Raw genomic sequence first — 23344 nt, 5'->3', positions numbered from 1 at the left:
ACGAACGCGTTGTGACCGACGGGTAAAGGGTGTCCCATGTCGGTTAACTCCCCCTTTCAACAGTTCCGTCCTGCGACAACCGGCGCAGGCACCGGCCGTAGCGGCGCGCGATGCCACGCTGAGTGACGCGTCCCAAGGGGCCCAGTAGACCCACGTACCACGCCCCCGGTCCACTGAAGGCCGTGACATCAAGCCACACGGACCCGTCCGGCGCGCGGCTCACCACGAAGGCCTCCTCACCGCGTTCCGGGTGACCGGGGAGTGTCCCGTACGCGAACCCCACGCGCTCCGAGCCGCGTTCGGCCCACACCACCTCGCACGGCGCGCGCAGCGGCCCGAACCGCAGCGGCACCCGTACGCCCGGTGCCGCGTCGGGGGTGCCGGCGGGCACCCGCAGTCCGGTCGCCCGGTGCATCCGCCAGTCCATCAGCGCCCGTCCGGCCGCGGCCAGCACTTCGGGGCCCTCACCGAGCCGGATCCGCTCGTGCAGGCGGTGGAACCCCGGCGGGGTCGGCCCGCCGGTCCGGGTCACCCCGACCTGCTCGTAGGTGAAACCACCCGCCACGACGCCGTCCTCCCGGTCCGTCCGGACGCCGCGGAGCACCCTCCCCTGGTCGCCCCACGAGGTCTGGAAATCGCCGTATTGCCCGGTCGATTTGCACATGCTAAGCCCCGCGGGGTGCCCGCCGCCCGGCGACACGACGTCCTTCGCACCCCGCGTGTCGCGCACGGCCGCGGAGTCCGCGGCCGCCCGTGGGTGCGGCGCCGCGGGCGAACGTCAGAGCCCCGGGGCGTCCGGGCCCGGCGGGACGCCGCGTGCCACTCCGTACGGCGTCAGTGCGAGCATCCCCGTGCCGCGCACCGGGGTCTCGGGGGTGAGGCTCATGGGGCTGGGGCCGAACGTGGCGGCGATGTCGGGCGCCATGTCGAAGGTGGCCCGCATCCACTCCTGCTCGTCCTCGTCGCTCTCCTCGGCCGCGTCCCACTCCGCGGACAGCCCCAGCTCCACCCGGCGGGCCCGCTCGTGGGGAAGGGGGTCGCCGAGGGTCAGCAGCTCGTCCTCGCCGTCACCGGTTTCGCAGTAGCGCCGTACGACCTGGCCGGCCTCGGCCACCAGCCACGCCGATCCGTCGTTCTGGGCGCCGTAGTAGTAGGCCTGGGCCCGGCCGTAGCGGCCGCTGAGCGTTGTGCACAACTGGAGGACCTCCTCGCTGCGTTCGATGTCGCAGGGGTTGCACCAGTCGCCGAGGACGAGGGTCCAGCCGTCGAGCTCCGGGGAGACGTAGACGCGCGCGCCACGGATCCCGTCCTCGCCCGCCCCGCCGTGGGCGTCCGTGTCGAGCACCGCGAACGCCTCGGCGAACCCCACCGGCCTGGGCTGGGCGAGGCCGAGCACGTCCATGAGTCCGGCCTGGTCGCCGGTGGGCACGGCCAGCCAGTAGTTCCAGCAGGTGATCAACGGCTCGGGGCGGTCCCCGTCGTGTGCGTGCACGGGGACACCCTGCCAGGCCCGTCGCGCGGCCCCCGAGCGGGGTGCGGCGGGAGGGTGGCCCGCCCGCCGCCCCGGCTACCGCGCGGCGCGCCGGTACGTGCAGACGTTGACGCCCTTGTCGCTGGTGACCGTCGAGACCAGCTCGAAGGCGCGCAGTCCGCCGTCCTCGGGGAAGACCGACTTGCCGCCGCCGAGGAGCACCGGCATGACCATGAGGCGGAGTTCGTCGACCAGGTCCTCGCCGAGCAGGGCGCGCACCAGGGTGGGGCTGCCCATGACGACGAGGTTCCCGCCGGGGGCGTCCCGCAGCTCCCTGATCCTGGCGACGGCCTCCCCACCGGGGATGCGGGTGGTGTTGTTCCAGGTGAGCTCGGAGTCGGCCAGCGTGTCGGACACCACGTACTTCGGCAGCGCGTTCATCCGGTCCGCGAAGGGGTCGCCCGCCCGCTCGGGCCAGGCGCCGGCCATCGCCGTCCAGGTGCGGCGCCCGTACAGCAGCGCGTCCGCCTTGCCCACCGCCTCGTCGAAGGCGCCGCCCACGACCTCCGGGTCGAAGAAGGGGTGTGTCCAGCCGCCGTTGGCGAAGCCGCCGTCGGTGTCCTCCTCCGGCCCGCCCGGGCCCTGCACGACCCCGTCGAGGCTGATGAACTCGGTGACCACGATGCGCATGTGACCCGCTCCTCCGTCTACGTCAACTCACTGCGGTTACGCCGTTGAAGACCCTCGCACTGCCCCGGAATCATCGCTCGGGGGCGGACGATGTGCGGCGGTCTTGGCCTCATCCCTGCGACTCACCACGGAAGTTGACCGCTCTTGAGCGGATCCGACCGCTTCGGTGACGTGCTGACCCGTCCCTTCGGGAAGACCGGACGTCCCCTTGGTGCAGAGGGCCCCGCGCCCACTTCAACCGGGCCGCGTCCTCGTGCAGGGTGGGCGGTCGGACGCGAACGGCGTCCTCGGCCTGGCGCGAACTCCGGTGCCGGCGCCGGCCACCTCGTCATGGTCTCGCAGCCGCGGGCCGTGGCGGACGTGATCCTGGCGGCCGCCCGCTGAGCGGCGCGGACCTTACCGGACCGCGCCGGACCGCGCCGGACGGCCCGGCGGCGCGCACGCACCGCCGGGCCGTCGAACCGCCGCGCACCCCGCGCCGCTACTGCCCGACCAGCCCCGCCCGCAGCACCTTAGTGAACAGCACCGTGCCGTCCTGCTCGCGCAGCCGCACCGTCATGTCGCCGGAGTGGCCGTCGATGTCGACCTGCCCGAAGAACTGGTAGCCCTCGGCGGGCGAGACGTTCGACGCCGTCGGCGCCTTCACGAAGACCCGCTCCGGACCGAAGGTGCCGTCCAGCGCGCTCGCCGGGAAGGCACCCGCGTTCAGCGGGCCCGACACGAACTCCCAGAACGGCGCGAAGTCCGTGAACGCCGCGCGCGACGGCTGGTAGTGCTGCGCCGAGGTGTGGTGGACGTCGGCGGTCAGCCACACCGTGCCCGTGATCCCCCGGTGCTTGACGAACCGCAGCAGCTCGGCGATCTGCAGCTCGCGGCCGAGCGGGGCGCCCGGGTCGCCCTGCGCGACGGCCTCGATGTTCGGCTTCCCCTCCGTGGTGTCGGGAACCACCAGCCCGAGCGGCATGTCCGCGGCGATCACCTTCCACACCGCGCGCGAGCGCGACAGCTCCCGCTTCAGCCACTCCAGCTGCTCCCGGCCGAGGATGCCCTGCGCGTCGTGGGCCTGGTCGTCGGGGGAGTTGGCGTTGCGGTACGTGCGCATGTCGAGGACGAACACGTCCAGCAGCGGGCCCTGCCGCAGCACCCGGTAGACCCGCCCGGCGCCGTCCGGGCGCAGCGAGGAGACGGGGAAGTACTCGGCGAACGCCCGCCGCGCCCGGCCCGCGAGGACGTCCACGCTCTTCTCGGTGTAGCGCGGGTCCGAGGCGGCGATCACCTCGCCCGGGTACCAGTTGTTGCGGACCTCGTGGTCGTCCCACTGGATGACCGACGGCACCTGCGCGTTGAAGCGTCGCAGGTTCTCGTCGAGCAGGTTGTAGCGGAAGTTGCCGCGGAACTCGGCCAGGGTCTCGGCGACCTTGGACTTCTCCGCCGTGGTGAGGTTGCGGTAGGCGCTTCCGTCGGGGAGCGCCTGGGTCGCCGCGATCGGGCCGTCGGCGTAGATGTTGTCACCGCTGCACAGGAAGAAGTCCGGGTCGACCGCCCCCATCGCGTCGAAGATGCGGTAGCCGCCGATGTCGGGGTTGATGCCCCAGCCCTGCCCGGCCAGGTCGCCCGACCACACGAACCGCACCCCGCCGCGCCGTCCGTCCGGCGCCGTGCGGAAGGTGCCCGTGACGGGCGCGCCGGTGCGGCGCGGGTCGTCGGGGTCGGCCAGCAGGACCCGGTAGTGGATCTGCTCGCCCGCCGGCAGGCCGTGCAGCCGGGTCACCCCGGTGAAGTCGGTGCCGGGGCCGACCACCGGACCGTGGAAGCGCCGGGTGTGCCGGAACGAGCCGGTCGCCGAGGTCTCCACCACCATCCGCGCGGGACGGTCGGCCCGCACCCACACCAGGCCGCCCGACGCCGTCACGTCGCCGGTCTGCACACCCGACGTCGCTGCCGGTCTCCCCGACAGGGCCAGCGCGGGCGTGGCCACCGCGGGCACCAGCAGTGCCCCGGAGGCCGCCAGCCCGCCCCTCAGCACCGAGCGCCGTCCGACCGTGCTCCCGGATCCGTCCGTCATCCTGGCCTCCCAAGTACGAGCCGTGCACGCCGACGTGACGCGGAAACGCGTCCGTCCCCGTTCCTACTCGTGCCGCGTGCCGTCGATCCGAACGCCCAGTGAACAACCGCCCCGCGCCGCCCAGGAAACGGGCATGCGCACCGGCTTCCCCACGCCCCCCGGACACCCGGCAGGCAGGACCGGTGCGTCCCCGACGCCACGGGCGCGGCCGGCCCGGACCTGCGCGGCGGCGACAACGTCCACGCCCCCGGCCCGACCGTGGCGCCCGGCCGTTCCCCGCGCTCCCCGCCCACCGCCCCGCACCACGAAACCCCCTGGTCACCCCGGGCTCCGCGGCCATACGATGGTCCGCAATCCGGCGGCCGCGATCACCCGATCGCCCTACCCGCGCCCCGCCCTCCCTCCTCGGGGATGCACCGGCGCCCCCACGATGACTGCAGATCAGACACCGCACACCTTCCAGGTCGACCTTCGCGGCCTGGTGGACCTCCTCTCCCACCACCTCTACTCCAGCCCCAAGGTCTACCTGCGGGAGCTGCTGCAGAACGGCGTCGACGCGATCACCGCCCGCCGGGCCGGGCAGCCCGACGCCCCCGCACGGGTGCGCCTGCACGCCGCGGACGGCCGGCTGCGCGTCGAGGACACCGGCGTCGGCCTCACCGAGTCCGACGTGCACGACCTGCTGGCCACCATCGGCCGCAGCTCCAAGCGCGACGGCCTGGAGAGCGCCCGCTCGGAGTTCCTCGGCCAGTTCGGCATCGGGCTGCTCGCCTGCTTCGTCGTCGCCGCGGAGATCCGCGTCGTCAGCCGGTCCGCCCGCACCCCGGACGCCCCGCCGGTGGAGTGGACCGCCCGTGACGACGGCTCGTACACCGTCCGCACGCTGCCCGCGCAGGAGCACCCCGAGCCCGGTACGACCGTGCACCTCACCGCCCGGCCGGGCGCGGCGGAATGGCTCGCCGAGGAGCGGGTGCTCGCCCTCGCCAAGGACTTCGGCTCGCTGCTGCCGTACGACGTGCGGGTCGGCGACACCCCCGTCACCGAGCGCCCGCCGGTCTGGGAGCGCCCGCACCCCGGTCAGGCCGCCCGCCGGGTCGCGCTCGCCCGGCACTGCCACGAGCAGTTCGGCTTCACGCCGCTCGACGTCATCGACCTCGACGTCCCCCTCGCGGGCGTGCGCGGCGTCGGCTACGTGCTGCCCGCCGCGGTCAGCCCCGCCCACCGCGCCGGCCACCGCGTCCACCTCAAGGGCATGCTGCTCACCGACCGGGCCGACGAACTGCTGCCGGAGTGGGCCTTCTTCGTCCGCTGCGTGATCGACACCGACAGCCTGCGCCCCACCGCCTCCCGGGAGAGCCTGTACGCCGACGAGACGCTCGCCGCCGTCCGCGAGGCGCTCGGCGAGCGCATCCGCGGCTGGCTGACCGAGCTCGCCGCGGGCGACGAGGAACGGCTCGCCCAGTTCCTCGCCGTCCACCACCTCGGCGTCAAGTCGCTCGCCCGGCACGACGCGGAGATGCTGCGGACGATGCTGCCGTGGCTGCCCTTCGAGACCACCGACGGGCAGCTCTCGCTCGCCGAGTTCGCCCGCCGCCACCCCGTCGTCCACTTCACCCGCACCGTCGAGGAGTACCGGCAGGTCGCCGCGATCGCCTCCGCGCAGGGCATCGGGGTCGTCAACGGCGGCTACACCTACGACGCCGACCTGGTCGAGCTGCTGCCCACCGTGCGTCCCGGCACCGCCGTCGCCGAACTCGACGCGGACACCGTCACCGCGCACCTCGACGCCGTCGACCCGGCCGAGGAACTCGCCCTGTCCGGCTTCCTCGCGGCGGCCCGCGCCCGGCTCGACGCGCTCGGCTGCGACGTGTCGCTGCGCACCTTCCACCCGATCACCGTCCCCGCGCTCCACCTGGACGACCGGGCCGCCCGCCACGAACGTGCCCGCGCCGAGGAGGAGGAGCAGGCCGACGAGCTGTGGGCGGGCATCCTCGGCTCGCTGCGCGGCGGCGCCCCGCGCGCCCGGCTGGTCCTGAACCACCTCAACCCGCTGGTCCGGCGGATCAGCGGCTTCAACGACCCCGAACTCGTCGGCACCGCGGCCGAAGCGCTGTACGGCCAGGCCCTGCTGATGGCCCAGCGCCCGCTGCGCCCCGCGGACTCCGCGCTCCTCAACCGCGCCTTCCTCGGCCTGCTGCAGTGGGCGGCGCAGACCGCGGACGGCCCCGCGGGCAGACCCGGCGACGCCGGACAGGAGGACGGCCGATGAGCACCCAGGACCCGGCGGTCGAGACCGTACGCCGCGCGCTCCACCACAACAGGGAGGAGCCCGAGGGCCGCGCCCGCAACGCCGGCGCCGAGCGGCTCGTCGCCGAGGCCGAGGCCACCGGCGACACCCCGCTGCTCCTCGACACCGTGTTCAACCTCGCGAGCGCCTACGCCTACAGCAGCGAGAAGGACAAGTTCTTCGTGCCCTTCGCCCGCCTGCTGCGCATGTGGGACGAACGGCCCGGGGACTTCGACGGCGAGAACACCCACCACCTGCACTGGATCTTCAAGTGGGTGGCCAACGGGATGCTCGACCAGCCCGACGTGCCGCTCGCCTCCATCGAGAAGTGGCAGCGCGAGATGGAGCACCGCTACCGCCTCGCGGGCCACTCCGAACGCGCCGTGCGCCAGGGCGAGTTCCGCATCGCCCGGCACCTGGGCGACACGGCCCGCGCCGAAGCCGCCCACGCCGCGTGGCTGGCCGCCGACCGCGACGCCATGGCCGACTGCCACGCCTGCGAACTCCACGGACAGGGCGGCTGGCAGGTCGACCGGGGCCGCGACGAGGAGGCACTGGACACCTGGCGGCCCGTCCTCGCCGGGCAGTACACCTGCGCCCACGAACCGCACAACGTGCTGGCCTCCTCGCTGCTGCCGCTGGTCCGGCTCGGCCGGCTCGACGAGGCCCGCGCCCACCACCTGCGCGGCTACCGCCTGGTGCGCAGCATGGAGAGCATGCGCGGCGCGGTCTCCTCCCACGTCGAGTTCTGCGCCCTGACCGGGAACGAGGCACGGGCGCTGGAGATCCTGGCCGAGCACCCCGCGTACTTCACCGACACCGGCGACCCCGACACGCTCATGGACCACCTGGCCGTCACCGGGCTGCTCATGCGCCGCCTCGTCGCCCTCGGCCACGGAGACCGCGGCGTCCCCGGCCCCGCCGGCACCGAATGGACCGCCCGCGCACTGCTGCCCCACGCCGAACGCGAGGCGGCCGCGGTCGCCGCGCGCTTCGACGTACGCAACGGCAACGACGCCGTCAGCCGCCGGATGCGCGAGCGCCTCGCCGCCGTACCGCTCGTCGAGCGGCTCCCGCTGGGCGTCCGGGCCCTCCAGCGCCTCGCCGCGCCCTCCGCCGGCCCGCGGCACGCGCCCGTCCCCGCCGCGTCGGTGCCCGCGGGCGGCGACGACGTCCCCGCGCTGCTCGCCGAGGCCCGCGGGCTGAGCGAGGCCCAGCACCCCGACGCGGGCGCCGCCTGGGCCGCCGCCGACCGCGCCGCGGAGCGCACCGGCATCGCACTGGACGCCCTCGACCGCGCCGAGATCGCCGACCGCGCCGGGATCGGCGCCTTCGCCGATCCCGGCACCGCCGTACCGCTCTTCGGTACGGCCGCCGAACTCTTCGAGGCGGCGGGCAAGCCCGGCGAGGCCGCCGCCTGCCGCGCCCGCGCCGCCTACGCGGTGGCCGTCGCGGAAGGCGGCGCCGAGAACGTCGCCGCACTCGACACCGCCCTCGACGACCTGCGGAAGCTGTACGACACCTGCCGGGCCACCGCCCGGCAGCTCACCGGCGCCTGGCTGGCCCGGTTCGACGTCCGGCCGCCGGACGCCGAGGCCGAGGCGGAACTGCTGCGGATCATCGCCTTCGCCGAGGAGCACCGCGCCGAGGAGCGGATGACGGGACGGCTCGCCGACGCGCTCACCCTGCACGCCCGCCTCACCGCCGCCCGCGGCGACGTGGACGTCTCCGCCGGGCTCTTCGCACGGGCCGCCGGCCTCCACCACGAGGCCGCGACCCCCTGGTACGCGGCCGAGCCCGAGGCGCTGCTCGCCGACCTCTCGCTGCAGCGGGACGACCACGCCACCGCCGAGGAGTCCGCCCGCGCCGCGCTGGAGCACGGCGCCGCCACCCTGGGCCCGGTGCACCGCGCCCATCTGCACACCGTGCTGGCCGCCGCGCTCGCCGAGCGCGGCGCCGACGCCGAGGCCGCCGACCAGGCCCTGGAGGGCGCCCACTGGGCCGACGAGGGCGAGGTGTCCGATCAGCTGGGCGCCTGGGCGCGGCTCGTCCTCGGCGGCGCGCTGCTGCGCGAGGGCAGGGCCGCGGAGTCCGCCACCGTCCTGGAGACCGCCCTGCCCGACCTGGTGCGCGCCCACCACGACGGGCGGGTCGTCCAGGCCCGCTGGTGGCTGGGCGAGGCGCTGCGCGACCTGGACGAGCCGCGTGCCGCCGCCGAGCAGTTCCTGCTCGCCGCGGACATCGCGCAGGGCTGGGACGAGCAGCAGGACCACGCGGTCCTCGCGAACCTGGCCGCCGACTCCCTGGAACGGGCGGGCCTGGCCGGCGAGGCGGCCCAGGCGTACGACCGGGCCGGTGAGCTCTGGCGCGCGATGGGGCACCCCGTCCCGCTCGTCCGCACCCTGCGCGCCCGGGCCTGGCTCGCCCTCCACGACGAACGGGACGGCCTCGCCGCGGGCCGCTCCGCGATGGCCGAGGCCGCCGCGGTCGCCGAGGAGGCCCTCGCCGCGGCGACGGCGGCCGGCGACGGGGCGGCCGCGGCGCAGCTGCGCGCCGAACTGGCCGGGACCCACCGGCAGACCGGCGAGCTGATCGTCCGCGCCTGTCCCGGCGAGCCCGGCGAGGAGGACACGGACGGCTCGGCCCGCGCCGCCTACGAGGAGGGCCTGGCCTGCGCGGAACGTGCGATCGCGCTCTTCGGACCGGGGCCCGCGCGCAGCGCCGCCCAGCTGATGGCCGCCTGGCTGGAGGCCGACCTCGGACGGCCCGCCGCGGCCGCGGAACGGGCCCGCGCCGTGATCGCCCTGTACGCCGGGGAGGACGGGAGCGGCGACGAGGTCGCGGCCCAGCGGCTGGCCGAGGCGCGCTCCGTCCTCGAGTACGTCGGCGAACGGCCGGCAGGACCGAAGAAGGCGCAGGAGGGGGAGGCGGCGGCCGGGGAGGCGTAGGCCCGGCGGGCGGCGCGGTGCTGACCGAGAAGGAGGAGCACCCGGAGGGTTAGTCTGAATGGTGGCTTTTGCCCTTCCCTGGCGCGCGAGGAGGCCACCGTGACAGCCGAAGCCCTCCGGTCCGAGTTCGCACCGGCCGACGGCCGGTACCTGCCGATCGCCGCCCACGGGCTCATCGGCGACCTGCGCAGCGCGGCGCTGGTCGGCACGAACGGCACCATCGACTGGTACTGCTCCGGGCGCTTCGACGCCCCCAGCGTCTTCGCCTCCATCCTCGACGCCGACCGGGGAGGCAGCTTCGAGCTGGCCGCGGACGTGCCCGCGCGCACCAAGCAGTTCTACTTCCCCGACACCAACGTGCTGATCACCCGGTTCTTCGCCGAGGACGGCATGGGCGAGGTGCAGGACTTCATGCCGGTCGTCGACGAGTCCCACGAGGCCGGCCGGCACCGGCTCATCCGCCGCGTGGTCTGCGTGCGGGGCGTGCTGCCGTTCCGGATGCGGGTGGCCCCGCGCTTCGACTACGGAACCGTGCCGCACACCGTCCACATGAGCGGCATGCAGGCGCTCTTCGCCACCGCCGCCCAGACCATCGCGCTGACCTGCTCGGTGCCGCTGGAGCACGACGACCGGGACGTGTGGGCCCAGTTCAAGCTCTCCGAGGGCGAGGCCGCCGTCTTCGCCCTGGACCAGGTCGGCGACGGCGTGGGACCGCGCGGCTGCCCGCTGACCGAGGCGGAGGAGCAGTTCGACAAGACCGTGCAGTACTGGCGGCACTGGCTCTCCCAGTCCAAGTACCGGGGCCGCTGGCGCGAGATGGTGCACCGTTCCGCACTCACCCTGAAGCTGCTCACCTACGCGCCCACCGGCGCCATCATCGCCGCGCCCACCACCAGCCTCCCCGAGCGCATCGGCGGCGAGCGCAACTGGGACTACCGCTACGTCTGGATCCGCGACGCCGCCTTCTGCGTCTACGCGCTGCTGCGGCTGGGCTTCACCGACGAGGCCGAAGCCTTCATGAACTTCCTGTCGGACCGCGTCTGCGGGGGCGGTCCGCGCTGCGCGGCCGGCCCGCTGCAGATCATGTACGGCATCGACGGCCGCTCCGAGCTGCCCGAACGGGAGCTGGGCCACCTGGAGGGCTACGCGGGCTCCGCACCCGTCCGGGTGGGCAACAACGCCGTCCACCAGCTGCAGCTGGACATCTACGGCGAGCTCATCGACTCCCTCTACCTGTACGACAAGTGGGGCAAGCCGATCTCCAGCGCGCACTGGGACACCGTCTGCGAACTGGTGGACTGGGTCTGCGACAACTGGGACCAGCCCGACGAGGGCATCTGGGAGACCCGCGGCGGCCGCAAGCCCTTCCTGTACTCCCGCGTGATGTGCTGGGTGGCGATCGAGCGCGGCATCCGCATGGCGAACCACCGCGGCCTGCCCGCCAACCGCGAGCGCTGGTACGGGGCCCGCGACGACCTCTACCGGCGGATCATGAGGAACGGCTGGTCACAGGCGCGCGGCGCGTTCACCCAGAGCGAGGGCGAGGACGTGCTGGACGCCTCGGTGCTGATGATGCCGCTGTCCAAGTTCATCTCGCCGACCGACCCCAAGTGGCTCTCGACGCTCGACGCCCTCGGCAAGGACCTCGTCTCCGACTCCCTGGTCTACCGCTACGACCCCCTCGCGAGCCCGGACGGCGTCCCCGGCGACGAGGGCACCTTCTCCATCTGCTCCTTCTGGTACGTCGAGGCCCTCACCCGCGCCGGGCGCAAGGACGAGGCGCGGCTGGCCTTCGAGAAGATGATCACCTACGGCAACCACCTCGGCCTGTACGCCGAGGAGATCGACCGGGCCGGCGAGCAGCGCGGCAACTTCCCGCAGGCCTTCACGCACCTGGCCCTGATCAGCGCCGCCTTCAACCTCGACCGGGCGCTGGGCTAGCTAGGTCCGGCCTGGCGGCCGCCGGTGGCGTGCCGGACCCACACGTTCGGCTCGACGTACACGGCGTGGTCGTGCGCGGTGTCGCAGTGCACCGGCACCAGCGCGCCGGGCACCTCGACGGCGCCGTCGCGGTCGAAGGGCAGCCCTGTCCAGCGCCGCCACTGGGCCAGCGTCCCGCTGACCGTCATGGAGGCCGGAGCGACCTTCACGACGACGCCGCCCGCCCTGACGTGCACCCGCAGCCACGGGTCCTCGGGCAGCCCGTCCTCGCGGAGCAGGCCGACGTAGTCGGTCATGGGGAGCCGCGGCCGCAGGTGCTTGGCCGTGGGACGGACGGGGGCGAACAGCGTGTCGTGGCCCACCTCCCGCGCGGCCTGGCGCAGCGCGGCCACCAGGCGGTGCGACAGGCCGCGCCCCAGGTGACCGGTGTCGACGGTGATCTCCAGCGCGCTCGCGGCCGTCGCCGGCCGCCCGGCGCGCAGGTCGCCGTACGCCCACACCAGTACGCGGTCCCAGCCCTGGTCGGGGGTCTCCTCACGGCCCTCGCCGGTGGCGTCGAAGGGGACGGCGAAGCCCCGGGCCACGACCCGGTCGCCGTCGGTGGCGACGACGCAGTGACGCGGGAAGTCCTCCGCCACCCGGTGCAACAGGGCCCCGGCGACCGGGTCCTGGGGGACGAAGGCCGGCCAGTCCTCGGAGATCTCCCAGAGCCGGGGGAGCAGCTCGGGGCGCTCGGCGAGGGTCGTGATGCGGATGCTTCCGGTGTCGTTCACGAGCCCGCACCCTGGCAGACGCCCCCGCGCCCCGGCATCCGGTTTTCCGCTCAGGCCGCCCGGCCCACGCTGGAACGCGCCACGTCGGAACGGGCCACGACCGCGCCGGCACGGCGCCCCACCGCCACGGCGCCCCGGGCCCCGGAACCGGCGCCCCGGGCCACCACGGTGAGCGGCACGGCGGCGAGCAGCAGCAGACAGGCCAGGACGCCGCCCATCAGTGGGAAGCCCAGCCGGGCGCCGAGCAGCGCACCGGTCAGCGGCCCGCAGGCCACCCCGAGCGAGGACGCCGAACCGGCGTACACCGCCCAGCGGCCGTGCGGGTCGAGGGCGGCGGCCAGGCCGATGGCGTACGAGAGCACCACCGGGTAGACGGTGTTCCACAGCACCTCGCCCACCGCGAAGGCCACCGCGCCGCGGGCCGAGGCGCTGGCCGCCACGCACACGGCGATCACGACGGTGCCCACCCCCACGGGCACCGCTCGCCCGAGGCGCGGACCCAGGGCACCCGCGCCCACGACGCCCAGCAGCCCGCCCCCGAGGGCGGCCGCGAACACCATGCCGACCGCCGCCTCCGACAGGCCGACCCGGTCCAGCCCGATGCGGCCGCTCACCCCCCACAGCGCGTTCTGCGCGAGCGACCAGCACAGCATCGACGCGGCGAGCACGGCACCCGCGCCCACGTGCGGCAGCGGCGGCCCGACGGGCGGCGCGGCGGCCGCGGTCCGCGGGCAGGGCCGGGCGGGCAGCCGCCGGGTCAGCGGGAGGACGAGCAGCGCGGCGGCGGCGATGGCCGCGAAGGGCAGGGGGTGGCCGCCGCCGAGCCGCGGCAGGACCAGGTAGAGCGCCCCGGCCGTCGCGGAGGTGGCCAGCAGCCCGAGCACCGTCACCCGGTGCGGCGCCCGCTCCCCGGCGATCCCGACGGCGGCCACCGCCGAGGAGGTTCCGGAGCCGAAGCCGCCGGCGACGCAGCCGAGGACGACCAGCGGGACGACTCCGGTGGCCGCGGCCGTCGTGAAGCCGCCCGCGGTCATCAGCAGTCCGTACCGGGCCAGCCGCGCCCGGCCGATCCGGTCCACCCGCGAGGCGAGCGTGAATCCGGCGCCGGCCGAGCCGAGCAGCAGCGCGCTGCCGACCGCCCCGGCCTGGGAACCGCTCAGGGCGAGCCCGGTGGTCAGGCGGCCGACGACGGTCGGCATCAGGTACGGCGCGAGGTAGCCGGCGCAGAAGAGGGCGACGAGCGGCAGCAGGGCGCGCGAGGGCGCGGTCCGCGAAGACATGGGCGTTCCTGGAGGACGGCCGAAGGCACGGCGAGCAGAGGGGGAGTGGTGCGACCGTCGACGGACAGGAACGCGCGGAACCATGTGTATCAAGCAACCAGGCTCGCCGATAAGGGGGGATTCCCCACTCAAACCCGCTGTTGCCGAATCGAGATCAAACGCTCGCATGAGGCCCACGCACCCCGGTGCCCACGTCCCCGTCCGGCAGCGGCGGCGGATCCCCCGGTCCGCGCCCGCCCGTACCCGGAACTCCGGTCCGGGGACGCGGTGTTCGGTGGGGGACGGCGCGGGCGCGCCGGCCGGTACCGGCCGGCGCCGTCCGGTCGCGGGCCGGTCTCCTGAGGCAGCGCCCGCCGGCAGGCCGCCGCCGGCACGGCGGGACGCACGTCCGGGGACGTGCGCCACGTCACACCGGAGGATCCGGAACGGGCGGGAACTCCGCCCCCGCGCCGGTAGTTCGACAGGTACGGGCCGAGCGCGGAGCGCCGGTCCGGCCAGCGGCCCCGACCGGGGGCCCCCGTCCCGGTCGGGGTCTTCACCGTGAGGCCGCGGGAGGCCGCGCCGGCCCCCGCGGCCCACCGGGCGCTACTTCACCCCGAGCAGCTGCTCGATCGGGTCGATCGCGAAGTAGACGACGAAGAGCGCCGACACCGCCCACAGCAGCCAGTGCACCTGCCGCGCCTTGCCCAGCACGGCCTTGAGCAGCACGAAGGCGATGAAACCGGCACCGATCCCGTTGGTGATCGAGTACGTGAAGGGCATCACGGCGATCGTCAGGAACGCCGGGAGGGCGATCTCGAAGTCGTCCCAGCCGATGTTCTTGACCTGGGTCATCATCAGGAAGCCGACCGCGACGAGCGCCGGCGCCGCCGCCTGCAGCGGCACGATCGTCAGCAGCGGGCTCAGGAAGAGCGCCACCGCGAAGAGACCGCCGGTGACCAGGTTGGCGAAGCCCGTGCGCGCCCCCTCGCCGACGCCCGCCGCCGACTCGATGTAGGCCGTGTTCGACGACGCGGAGGCCGCGCCGCCCGCGACGGCCGCGGCACCGTCGATGAGCAGCACCCGGCCCAGGTTCGGGACCTTGCCCTCCTCGTCCAGCAGGCCCGCCTCGGCGGTGATGCCGACGACCGTGCCCATGGTGTCGAAGAAGTCCGACAGGATCAGGGTGAAGACCAGCAGCACCACCGTGATGAAGCTGACCTCGGCGAACCCGCCGAAGAGGCTGAAGTGCCCCAGCAGCCCGAAGTCCGGCGCGGCGAACACGTCGTCGGGCACCTTGGGCGTGGTCAGCCCCCAGCTCTTCACGTCCGCGACGGCGTCGACCACGATCGCCAGCACGGTCATGGTGACGATGCTGATCAGGATGGCACCCATCACCTTGCGGGCCAGCAGGGCGATCGTCAGCAGCACCCCCAGGCAGAAGACCAGCACCGGCCAGCCCGACAGCGCCCCGCCCCCGCCCAGCTGAACGGGGACCGTGGTGTTCGCGGAGTCCGGGATGCGGCTGACGAACCCGGCGTCCACGAAGCCGATGAAGGCGATGAACAGGCCGATGCCCACGCTGATCGCCTGTTTCAGCGGCTGGGGTATCGCGTGCATCACCGCCTCGCGCAGCCCGGTCACCACCAGGACGCAGATGACCACGCCCTCGATGACGATCAGGCCCATCGCGTCGTCCCAGCTCATCAAGGGCGCGATCTGGAAGGCGACCACGGCGTTGAGCCCGAGGCCGGCTGCGATGGCCAGCGGCAGGTTGCCGCCGACGCCCATGACGATGGTCATGACGGCCGCCACCAGCGCGGTGGCGGTGACCAGTTGACCGGTCGACAGGACGTGGCCGAACTTGTCCTTCGCGCTCCCGAGGATGATCGGGTTCAGCACGAGGACGTACGACATGGTGAAGAAGGTGGCGAAGCCGCCGCGGACTTCACGGCCGAAGGACGAACCGCGCTCCCCGATGCGGAAGTAGCGGTCGAGTGCGTTCTGCGGTGGTGGTGGCGAGCCCTTCGCCACGTCGGTGGCCTGAGCGGACATGGTGCTCCTCGGGGTTGGTGCGACAACCTGACGACCTGCTGGAGGCTGGGGGGATTGTGTACGCCGGAACGCCCCCTCGGGTTTTGAATCCGTTTCCTTGTGTTAACGAATCGGCACCGCCCGGCGGGTGGGGCCGGCCCGCGGATGTGCCGGTGCCGATGCCGGTGCCGCTGCCGGTGTTCGGCTGTCCCGCCGTCCCGCGCCCTGCGGGCGCACCGCGCCGGCTGCGGGTGGGAGGGTGGGGGTCCGGGGCCGGTCGGCAGTCTGCGGCCCGGTGGTCGGTTGGGGTTCAGGCGCCGGAGCGGGGTGGGTTGTTCGTCTGGTGCCGGTCTCGTTGCCGTCCGCGGGTACAGATGGCCGGTGACCACGCCCACCCTTGGTGGGTGGCGCGCCCGCCGTAACCGGCGTCTGCGGGTGCTTCCCCGATCCGAGGATCGGGCTCTGTGTCGACGTCTATGACGCTGAAAGCGAGCCCGATCTCGGCCGATCCGAAGATCGGGCCCTCTTCCGACGGCTATACCGCTGAAAGAGAGCCCGATCTCCATCAGCCCGAAGATCGGGCTCTGTTCCGCCGGATATACCGCCGAAAGCGGGCCCGATCTCCCGACGACCGCCCCACAGCACCCCGAAGCACCCGCAGACGCGGGTTACGGCGGGCGCGCCCACCACCGGCAGTAGGCGTGGAAGCGGCCATCTGCACCCGCGGACGGCAACGAGACCGACACCAGCGGAGAGGCAAACCGCTCCGGCGCCTGAACGCCCGCCACCCACCCACCCGCACACGCCGACAAGCCCCGGACCCCCACCCTCCCCTCCGCAGCCAGCCGCTGTGCGCCCGCAGGGCGCGAGACGAACCCGCACCCGCTCACCGGCCCCACCGGCCCACCCACCCCAGGCGAAAGTAATGCGAGGGTCGAGATGTCCGGCCGGCCGGACACGACCCGGCGCGCGGCCTCGGATGCAACGGCGTCCGTTAAGGTGCCCCGGTGGCGGGGGCGCCAGGAGCGGTACGAGGTGGGGAGCGGCTGTGCGGGATCATCCGGAGGGGAACGAGGGCGGGGCGCGGCTGGAGGCGGAGGGCGAAGTGGCCACCGCACGCATCGCGCTGGCCGGGGGCGACCTGGAGCACGCCGCCCGGCACCTGGAGGACGCGCTGGCCCGCGACCCGGGACTGCCCGAGATCCACGAGGCGCTGGCCGAGTTCGCCGCGCGCGTCGGTGGCGCGGAGGCGGCTCTGACGTACTTCGCCCCCGAGGAGCGGGCGTTCATCGGCACCGTGGCGGCACGCGGACACCTCTGCGCGGTCGCGGGCCACTGGGACGAGGCCGTCGGCCTGCTCGCCCAGTGCGCCGGGCACGAACCGCAGCGGCCCTGGCTGGACGTGGCGTGGCTGCGCCGTCCCGACATCGCGGAGCTCGTCGCGCCGGACACCGTGGCCCGCGCGGCGGCCCGCGTCGCGCCCCAACTGCCCGACCCGGTCGACGAGGAGCGGCGCGGCCCCCTGCTGCCCCTGCTCGACCTGGTCCGCGCGAGCACCGCCCACCACCCCGACCACACGATGCTGCTGTGGTGCGGCTCCACCCTTGCCCGCCGCATGGGCGGCACCGAGGAGGCCGTGGGCTGGGCGCGCCGATCGTACGAGCTCGAACCCTCCCACCCCGCCGCCGTGATGCTTGGCTACGCGCTGCGCAGCGCCGGCCGTGCCGAGGAGGCGCTGGAGGTGTGGCAGGCCGAGGTGGCCCGCGACCCCTCCGACCTCGACCTGTTCGTCGACATCGCCGAACTGCTGGACTCCCTCGGCCGTCCCGCCGAAGGCGTGGTGTGGGCCGAGCGGGCCGCGTCGGCCGACCCCGCGCACCCCAAGGCGGCCCCGGCGGTGCACGCGCTGCGGTACGCGGTGGAGCCCGGCCTGCGGCACCTGGTCGCGCTCGCCGACCACCTGCGGGCCGAACCCGGGCACGGCTACGCCGCGGACCTGCTCACCCGGCTGAGCCAGGGCACGCCGTGGCTCAACTGGATACCCGGCGGCAGCGAGGCGGTCGTCAGCCTGCTGCACCAGGCGCTCGGGCAGTCCGTGCCCGGCGACGCGGGGCTGACGCTCACCGTCTCGGCGCTGGAGCCGCCGAGCGCGCTGCTCGCGTTGCGCTCCGCCTACCCGAACGCGGTGACGGAGATCCAGTCCGTGCCCGAGCCGGACCTGCGGATCGCGCCGCACCCCGTCGAGGTCTCGCTGTGGGCCTACGAGGGCACCACCGCGAGGCCCGCCGTCCGCCCGCCGTCCCCGGAGGCGGCCGAGGCGGTGCGCCGTGTGGCGTGGCACGGCTGGCCGCACCTGGTCGCCGCCTACGACGACGCGGTGGCGCTCTCGGGGCTCGACCCCGAGGACCTGCTCGGTGTGCTGGTGCACCCGCCGGCCCCGCGCGAGGACGAGCTGGGCCGCGCGCTCGCCGCCCAGGCTCCCGACCTGTGGATCCGGTGCGTGCAGGTCTGGGCGTGCCTGGGCCTGGCGCACCACCGTACGGACGAGCCCTGGGCCGTCTCCCGGCGCCGCGCGCTCCTCGCCGACGTGCTGAACAACGCCGAGGACTGGGTGTGCGAGGCGGCCGGGCTCGCGATCGTCGCGACCGCCTGGACCGACCCCGCCGTACGCAAGGACGCCGCCGAGCTGATCGGGCGCCGTCTGCTGGACGCCCTGGAGGCGCGGCAGAGCCGGGTCGTCACCCTGACCTGGTCGCTGTGCCACCTGGCCCTCGCCACCCCGGAGCTGATCCCGCAGGTGGCGGCGCTCGCCACGGACGTGCTCCGCATGATCGACACCGAGGACGACGGGGAGGCCGCGCACGCCGGGGCCGACGCCCCGGAGTAGCGGCGGGCGGGCGGATCGCCGCGCGCAACGAGCTGCCGGAGGCGGCGCTACAGGCCGCCGGAGACGCGCAACACCGCGCCCGTGGTGTACGACGCGTCCGGCGACATCAGCCACGCCACCGCGCCGGCGACCTCGTCCGGTTCGCCGGGCCGCCGCATGGGCACGCGGTCCGGGTTGCGCCAGGGCCGCTCGGGGTCGCCCATCGCGGCGTGGATGTCGGTCACGATCATGCCGGGCTGCACGGAGTTGACGCGTACGCCGTCCGGCGCCAGTTCCTTGGCGAGGCCCACGGTCAGCGCGTCGACGGCGGCCTTGCTCGCGGCGTAGTGCACGTACTCCCCGGGACCGCCGAGCGTCGCGGCGCCGGAGGAGATGTTGACGATCGCGCCGCCCCGTCCGCCGTGCCGGGTGGACATCCCCAGTGCCGCGCGCCGGGCGCACATGAGGGCGCCCATCACGTTGACGTCGATCACCCGGCGCATCACCTCGACCGGGGTCTCGGTGAACCGGCCCAGCGGCCCGGTGACGCCCGCGTTGTTGACCAGGCCCGTGACCGTGCCGAGCTGCTCGCCCACGGTGTCGAAGAGCGCGTCCACCTGCCCGGCGTCGCTGGTGTCGACGCGCACCACCACGCGGCGGCCGCCGGTGTCGCGCACCTTGCGGGCGGTGTCCTCGGCGGCGTCGGCGTCCTTCTCGTAGCCGATGCCTACGGCGTGACCCTCGCGGGCCAGCCTCAGGGCCACCGCCGCGCCGATGCCGCGGCCGCCTCCGGTGACCACCGTGACCGGACCCATGGCAGCTCTCCCTCGCTCGACGTGTTCACGAACGCTACCAGCGTGCGAACGCGCCATGACGGGCGCGAACAGCTCGTGAACAGCTCGCGGCCGGACCCGGTGCACCTCGTCAGGCCCCTGAGCATTGGTCTTGACCAAGCCGGAGGGCAGCTCTATCGTCGCCTAGTAGTGCAAGAACCTTTAATAAAGAGCCGTTCGGAAACAAGGCTGAACAAACCCCGGACGGCGTCAGGCCGATTGCGGAGGACAGGGTGGGGACCACGCAGCTCGAGAACGTGCCGGAGCCCAAGTACTGGCACCTCAAGACCGTGCTCATCGACGCGCTCGACTCCGAGTTCGAGGTCGGCGAGATCCTCCCCAACGAGCGTGACCTCGCCGCCCGTTTCGGCGTCGCCCGGGCCACGCTGCGCCAGGCGCTGGAGCAGCTGGAGCTGGAGGGCCGACTGCAGCGCCGCCGCGGTGTCGGCACCACGGTTGCCCCGCCCCGCGTGGGTGTCTCCGTCGGCCCGTCGAGCGGCAGCTGGCCCGGTGCCACGGGTGACGCCTGGCGCACCGTGGGCTGCGTCGAGGCCGCCGCGCCGGCCGCTGTCGCGGAGGCGCTCGGCACCGGCACCGACGAGGCGGTGCACACCGTCCGCCGGGTCCGGTCGATGGGCGGGCAGTCCGTCGCCACCGAACTGCTCTACGTCCCGCGGTCCTCCGTCCCCGGCCTCGCCCGCGACTTGACGCCGGCCGGCCACGCCCCCGCCGTCCTGCGGGAGTTGCACGCCCTCGACCTCGACGGCGACGACCGGGCGGTGGAGCTGGGCTCGGCCCGCGCCGAGGACGCCAAGCAGCTCGACCGGCTGCCCGGCGCCCCCGTGCTGGTCGTCACCACCCGCTACTTCAGCGGCGGACGCGTCGTGGCGGTGGCCGTGGCCACCTACCGTGCCGACACCTGCCGGCTGACCTTCGGCGACAGCGGCGCGATGGAGATCACCCACCACGGCCAGGAGCGGCACGCCGCCGCTTCTTGACGGGGTGCGGCGGTGCGGCCGCGCGTCCTGACCGGACGCCGGCCGCCGCGGACCGTCCGGTCAGTAGAAGCGGCCCGTGTTGGCGTCCTCGGCGCCCTTTGCGCCGGACGGCACGGGCAGCGGGTGCCCGGAGCAGATGACGTCGCGGTCGCCGACGGCGCCGGACACCAGGTAGCGGTCGACGCGTGCGGTCACGCACTCGTTCCAGAAGCTGATCAGCCCGTGCGAACCACGCCCCGCCTCGGTGATCATCCGTGAGGCCGGCAGCCTCCGGTGCAGTTCGACCGCGCCCTCGTACGGCGTGGCCGCGTCCCGCTCCGACTGGACGATCAGCACCGGCGGCAGGCCCGACCCGGGGCGCGCTCCGACGTCCACCGCCCGCCCGCCCTCGACGGGCCAGGAGGCGCACGGCAGGTTCAGCCAGGCGTTCGCCCAGGTCTCGAAGGGACGCTGGCGCGCCACCCGTGAGTTGTCGCGGTCCCACACGCTCCAGTCGCGCGGCCAGGCCGCGTCCGAGCACTCCACTGCCAGGTAGACGGCGTCGCCGTTCTCCTGGTCCTTCGCGTCCCCGGGGTCGGGGGCGGCCGCGGCGACCAGCGGGTCGTCGTCGCCGCGCAGGTAGCGGGAGAGGAGGTGGGCGAAGGTGACCCAGCGCTGGTCGTAGTAGGCGGCCTGCACCGCCGCCGAGTGCAGTTCCCCGGCCCCCACCTTCCCGGCCGGGCGCCGGCCGAGCATCCGCATCGCCCGGTCGAAGCTCGCCTGCACGCGCCCGGGCGTCCCGCCCAGTCCGTACACGGCGTCGTGCCCGGCCGCCCAGGCACGCCAGTCCGCCCAGCGGCGCTCGAAGGCGACGTCCTGCGCGAGGTTGGTGCCGTACCAGATGCCGCGCGGGTCGGGGTTGACGACGCTGTCCACGACCATGCGGCGCACGTGGGCGGGGAAGAGGGTGGCGTACACCGCGCCCAGGTACGTCCCGTAGGAGACGCCGTAGTAGTTCAGGCGGGGTTCGCCCAGGGCGGCGCGGATGACGTCGAGGTCGCGTGCCAGGTCCGCGGTGCGCATGTTCCGCAGCAGCGGGCCGCCGCGCGCACCGCAGTCCGCGGCCTTGCGCCGGGCCTGCGCGCGCTTTTCGGCCTTGACCGCCTCGGTGGCCAGGCGGGGGTCGGCGCTGGGGGCGTGCTGGTGACCCGCCGGGTCGTGGCAGGACAGGGGCGCGGAGTGGCCCACCCCGCGCGGGTCGAAGCCCACCAGGTCGTACGTCCTGGCCGCGGTCTCCCAGACCTTGCGGGTGACGGTCCCGGCGCCCGGCAGGCCCACCCCGGGGAACCACAGCCCCGACGCCCCGGGGCCGCCCGGGTTGAACACCAAGGCCCCCTGCCGGACGGAGGCGGGGCCCGCCGCCCGCAGCCGGCTCACGAGCAGGCCGATCCTCGCGCCGCCCGGCTCCGCGTAGTCCACCGGCACCCGGACGGTGCCGCACTGCACGGGTGCCTTCAGCCCGCTGTCGGCCGGGCAGGCCCCGAAGGTGATGCCGGTGGCCCCGGCCGCCCGGGCCGCCACGGCGGCCCCCGCCATCCGCACCTGCTCGGCGGCCACGGGCTCGGGGAAGTGCGCGGCGGCCGGGGCCGTCGCCGCGCCGGCCGTCAGGACCACGGACCCTGCCAGGACCACTGCTCGCCGCACGCGGACGCCCTTTCGCCGGCCGCGCCCGCCCGCGCGGCACGCTCGCCGATGCGACGGATCGTCGGCTGGTCGGACAACCCGGCAAAGCAGGCAGGCCGGTGGACCGCGGAATTTCGCCCGGATTGCCCTGACCGGCGGCCCGTCGTCCGCTCGGCCCCGCGTCGAAGTCGGCCCGGCCGCCGTGCCGCGGCCCCCGGCGTCGTCGTCCGGGGAGCCGGATGGCGGCCGCAAGGACGGGGCCGGCCTTAAGGACGCCGCCCGCGAGCACGGCCCGCCGCAGGTCGCCTGGCCTCGCGGGCGCGTCCCCCGGTTCCGCCGCCCGGCCGCTCAGCGGCCGAGCAGCGAGGTCCTGGCCACCGCGAACAACTGCTCCTCCACGTGGTCGAGCGCGAGCCGCAGCGCTCCCGTCGCGACCGCCTCGTGCCCCAGCGCCGACAGCGCGACCTCCGGCGGCCGCAGGCAGTAGCGCGCCAACTCGGTGCGCAGCGGCTCCAGTACGCCGTCCAGACCGGCCGCCCAGCCGCCGATCACCACCAGCTCCGGGTCTATCGCCAGCACCAGCGCCGCCACGTCGTGCACCAGGCGCTGCAGGAAGCGGTCGAAGGCCTCCCGCGCCTGGACGTTCCCCGACCGCGCGAGCGCGAACACGTCGGCCACCGCGGACTCGTCCAGCGGGTGCAGCGGCGTCCCGGTCGTGGACAGCAGCCGTTCGGGCCTCGCCTCGCGGCCCAGCAGGTGCAGCGCCCCGATCTCGCCGGCCGCCCCGCCGAAGCCGCGGTGCAGCCGGCCGCCGATCAGCGACCCGGCACCGGGGCTCAGCCCGGCCAGCACGAACACCACGTCGTCGGTGCCGACGGCCGCGCCCTTCCAGTGCTCGGCGACGGCGGCGGCGTTCGCGTCGTTCTCGACCAGGACGGGGCAGCGGAAGGACCGGCGCAGCCGTTCCCCCAGCGGCAGTCCCGTCCAGCCGGGCAGCGCCGTGCTCAGCCGCACCGCGCCGTCGGTCTCCACGATCCCCGGGCTGCCGACGCCGACCGCCCACAGCGTGCTGCGGGCCACACCGGCCTTGCGCAGCAGTTCGGCGACGGTGCCGCGGACCCGCTCCAGGCGCTCCTCGGCGGGCAGCGTGTCCGCGACGTCGTGCGCCAGCGACCCCAGGACACGGCCGCTGAGGTCCGACAGCAGCGCGCGGATCTGCCGGGCCCCGATCTCCACGCCCAGCAGGTGCCCGGCCTCCGCGTGGAAGCGGAACCTGCGGGCCGGACGGCCCTGCTTGCGCGCGTCACCGGGCTCCTGCGGCGCCTCCACGACCAGGCCCGACTCCGTCAGGCCCTCGATCACGCCCTCGACGGTCGGCCGTGACAGCCCCGTCGACTGCACCAGTTCCGTCAGGCTCACGGCGGGCTCCCCGCGCAGCGCGTGGAGCACCACCGCGGAATTGATCCGCCGGAGCAGGGACGGGTCCCCGCCGGTGATCCGCCCCAACGTACGTCCTC

General features: G+C 74.7%; 15 protein-coding genes. 5 read left to right on the top strand and 10 right to left on the bottom strand.

Features of this window, described 5'->3' with window-relative positions:
* Positions 1–43: 43 nt before the first annotated feature.
* From ACFZAU_RS19055 to ACFZAU_RS19040, 4 genes are all read right to left on the bottom strand, one after another.
* Positions 44–604 (bottom strand): DUF1990 domain-containing protein, encoded by a 561-nt coding sequence (locus tag ACFZAU_RS19055; protein WP_500553251.1) that lies wholly within the window; start codon positions 602–604, stop codon positions 44–46.
* A 174-nt stretch (positions 605–778) separates the two neighbouring features.
* Positions 779–1492 carry a hypothetical protein gene (locus tag ACFZAU_RS19050; RefSeq protein WP_500553106.1) on the bottom strand — a complete coding sequence of 238 codons (714 nt, stop codon included), beginning with the start codon at positions 1490–1492 and terminating at the stop codon, positions 779–781.
* A gap of 75 nt (positions 1493–1567) precedes the next feature.
* Complete coding sequence (locus tag ACFZAU_RS19045; protein ID WP_500553105.1) at positions 1568–2161, bottom strand: dihydrofolate reductase family protein; 594 nt, start codon at positions 2159–2161, stop codon at positions 1568–1570.
* A 481-nt stretch (positions 2162–2642) separates the two neighbouring features.
* A complete protein-coding gene (locus tag ACFZAU_RS19040; protein ID WP_500553104.1) occupies positions 2643–4226 on the bottom strand; it encodes an alkaline phosphatase D family protein in 1584 nt (527 codons plus the stop codon).
* A 430-nt stretch (positions 4227–4656) separates the two neighbouring features.
* Here ACFZAU_RS19040 and ACFZAU_RS19035 point away from each other — a divergent pair, with 430 nt between their 5' ends.
* From ACFZAU_RS19035 to ACFZAU_RS19025, 3 genes are all read left to right on the top strand, one after another.
* Entirely contained in the window at positions 4657–6495 is a 1839-nt protein-coding gene (locus tag ACFZAU_RS19035; protein WP_500553103.1) for an HSP90 family protein, read from the top strand.
* The gene (locus tag ACFZAU_RS19030) at positions 6492–9461 is read left to right on the top strand and encodes a tetratricopeptide repeat protein (protein WP_500553102.1); all 2970 of its coding nucleotides are present in this window, start codon (positions 6492–6494) and stop codon (positions 9459–9461) included. Before ACFZAU_RS19035 ends, ACFZAU_RS19030 begins: the two co-directional genes overlap by 4 nt.
* 99 nt (positions 9462–9560) lie before the next feature.
* A complete protein-coding gene (locus tag ACFZAU_RS19025) occupies positions 9561–11402 on the top strand; it encodes a glycoside hydrolase family 15 protein (RefSeq protein ID WP_499600737.1) in 1842 nt (613 codons plus the stop codon).
* Here ACFZAU_RS19025 and ACFZAU_RS19020 read toward each other — a convergent pair.
* The 3 genes from ACFZAU_RS19020 to ACFZAU_RS19010 all read right to left on the bottom strand — a co-directional run bounded on the left by ACFZAU_RS19020 (position 11399) and on the right by ACFZAU_RS19010 (position 15489).
* On the bottom strand, positions 11399–12175 hold the full coding sequence (locus ACFZAU_RS19020; protein WP_500553101.1) for an N-acetyltransferase: 777 nt from the start codon (positions 12173–12175) through the stop codon (positions 11399–11401). The genes ACFZAU_RS19025 and ACFZAU_RS19020 overlap by 4 nt on opposite strands.
* Positions 12176–12225: 50 nt before the next feature.
* Positions 12226–13455, bottom strand: a complete 1230-nt coding sequence (locus tag ACFZAU_RS19015) for an MFS transporter (RefSeq protein WP_500553100.1) — start codon at positions 13453–13455, stop codon at positions 12226–12228.
* A 585-nt stretch (positions 13456–14040) separates the two neighbouring features.
* Positions 14041–15489, bottom strand: a complete 1449-nt coding sequence (locus ACFZAU_RS19010) for an NCS2 family permease (protein WP_500553099.1) — start codon at positions 15487–15489, stop codon at positions 14041–14043.
* A gap of 1027 nt (positions 15490–16516) precedes the next feature.
* Between ACFZAU_RS19010 and ACFZAU_RS19005 the strand changes: the two genes are divergently transcribed.
* A complete protein-coding gene (locus ACFZAU_RS19005) occupies positions 16517–18355 on the top strand; it encodes a tetratricopeptide repeat protein (RefSeq protein ID WP_500553098.1) in 1839 nt (612 codons plus the stop codon).
* A gap of 47 nt (positions 18356–18402) precedes the next feature.
* Here the strand turns inward: ACFZAU_RS19005 and ACFZAU_RS19000 are convergent, their stop codons facing one another.
* A complete protein-coding gene (locus ACFZAU_RS19000) occupies positions 18403–19149 on the bottom strand; it encodes an SDR family oxidoreductase (protein ID WP_500553097.1) in 747 nt (248 codons plus the stop codon).
* A 251-nt stretch (positions 19150–19400) separates the two neighbouring features.
* Between ACFZAU_RS19000 and ACFZAU_RS18995 the strand changes: the two genes are divergently transcribed.
* Entirely contained in the window at positions 19401–20165 is a 765-nt protein-coding gene (locus ACFZAU_RS18995) for a GntR family transcriptional regulator (RefSeq protein ID WP_500553096.1), read from the top strand.
* A gap of 60 nt (positions 20166–20225) precedes the next feature.
* Here ACFZAU_RS18995 and ACFZAU_RS18990 read toward each other — a convergent pair whose 3' ends face one another.
* Together ACFZAU_RS18990 and ACFZAU_RS18985 are read right to left on the bottom strand one after the other, a co-directional pair.
* The gene (locus ACFZAU_RS18990; protein ID WP_500553095.1) at positions 20226–21848 is read right to left on the bottom strand and encodes an alpha/beta hydrolase; all 1623 of its coding nucleotides are present in this window, start codon (positions 21846–21848) and stop codon (positions 20226–20228) included.
* Positions 21849–22175: 327 nt separating this feature from the next.
* Positions 22176–23333, bottom strand: coding sequence for an ROK family transcriptional regulator (locus tag ACFZAU_RS18985; RefSeq protein ID WP_500553094.1), 1158 nt, complete (start codon positions 23331–23333; stop codon positions 22176–22178).
* Between the last annotated feature and the right edge of the window lie 11 nt (positions 23334–23344).

It is taken from the genome of Streptomyces sp. NPDC008238, assembly GCF_042956445.1.
GTDB lineage: Bacteria > Actinomycetota > Actinomycetes > Streptomycetales > Streptomycetaceae > Actinacidiphila.
Note: the sequence above shows the minus strand (reverse complement) of the source record. Positions and strands in the feature narration are given on the sequence as shown.

Bases quoted from the DNA above. Each gene is read 5' to 3' on its own strand.
- ACFZAU_RS19000 (WP_500553097.1), bottom strand. From the start codon at position 19,149: ATGGGTCCGGTCACGGTGGTCACCGGAGGCGGCCGCGGCATCGGCGCG.
- ACFZAU_RS19015 (WP_500553100.1), bottom strand. From the start codon at position 13,455: ATGTCTTCGCGGACCGCGCCCTCGCGCGCCCTGCTGCCGCTCGTCGCC.
- ACFZAU_RS19035 (WP_500553103.1), top strand. From the start codon at position 4,657: ATGACTGCAGATCAGACACCGCACACCTTCCAGGTCGACCTTCGCGGC.
- ACFZAU_RS19010 (WP_500553099.1), bottom strand. From the start codon at position 15,489: ATGTCCGCTCAGGCCACCGACGTGGCGAAGGGCTCGCCACCACCACCG.
- ACFZAU_RS19045 (WP_500553105.1), bottom strand. From the start codon at position 2,161: ATGCGCATCGTGGTCACCGAGTTCATCAGCCTCGACGGGGTCGTGCAG.
- ACFZAU_RS19030 (WP_500553102.1), top strand. From the start codon at position 6,492: ATGAGCACCCAGGACCCGGCGGTCGAGACCGTACGCCGCGCGCTCCAC.
- ACFZAU_RS19040 (WP_500553104.1), bottom strand. From the start codon at position 4,226: ATGACGGACGGATCCGGGAGCACGGTCGGACGGCGCTCGGTGCTGAGG.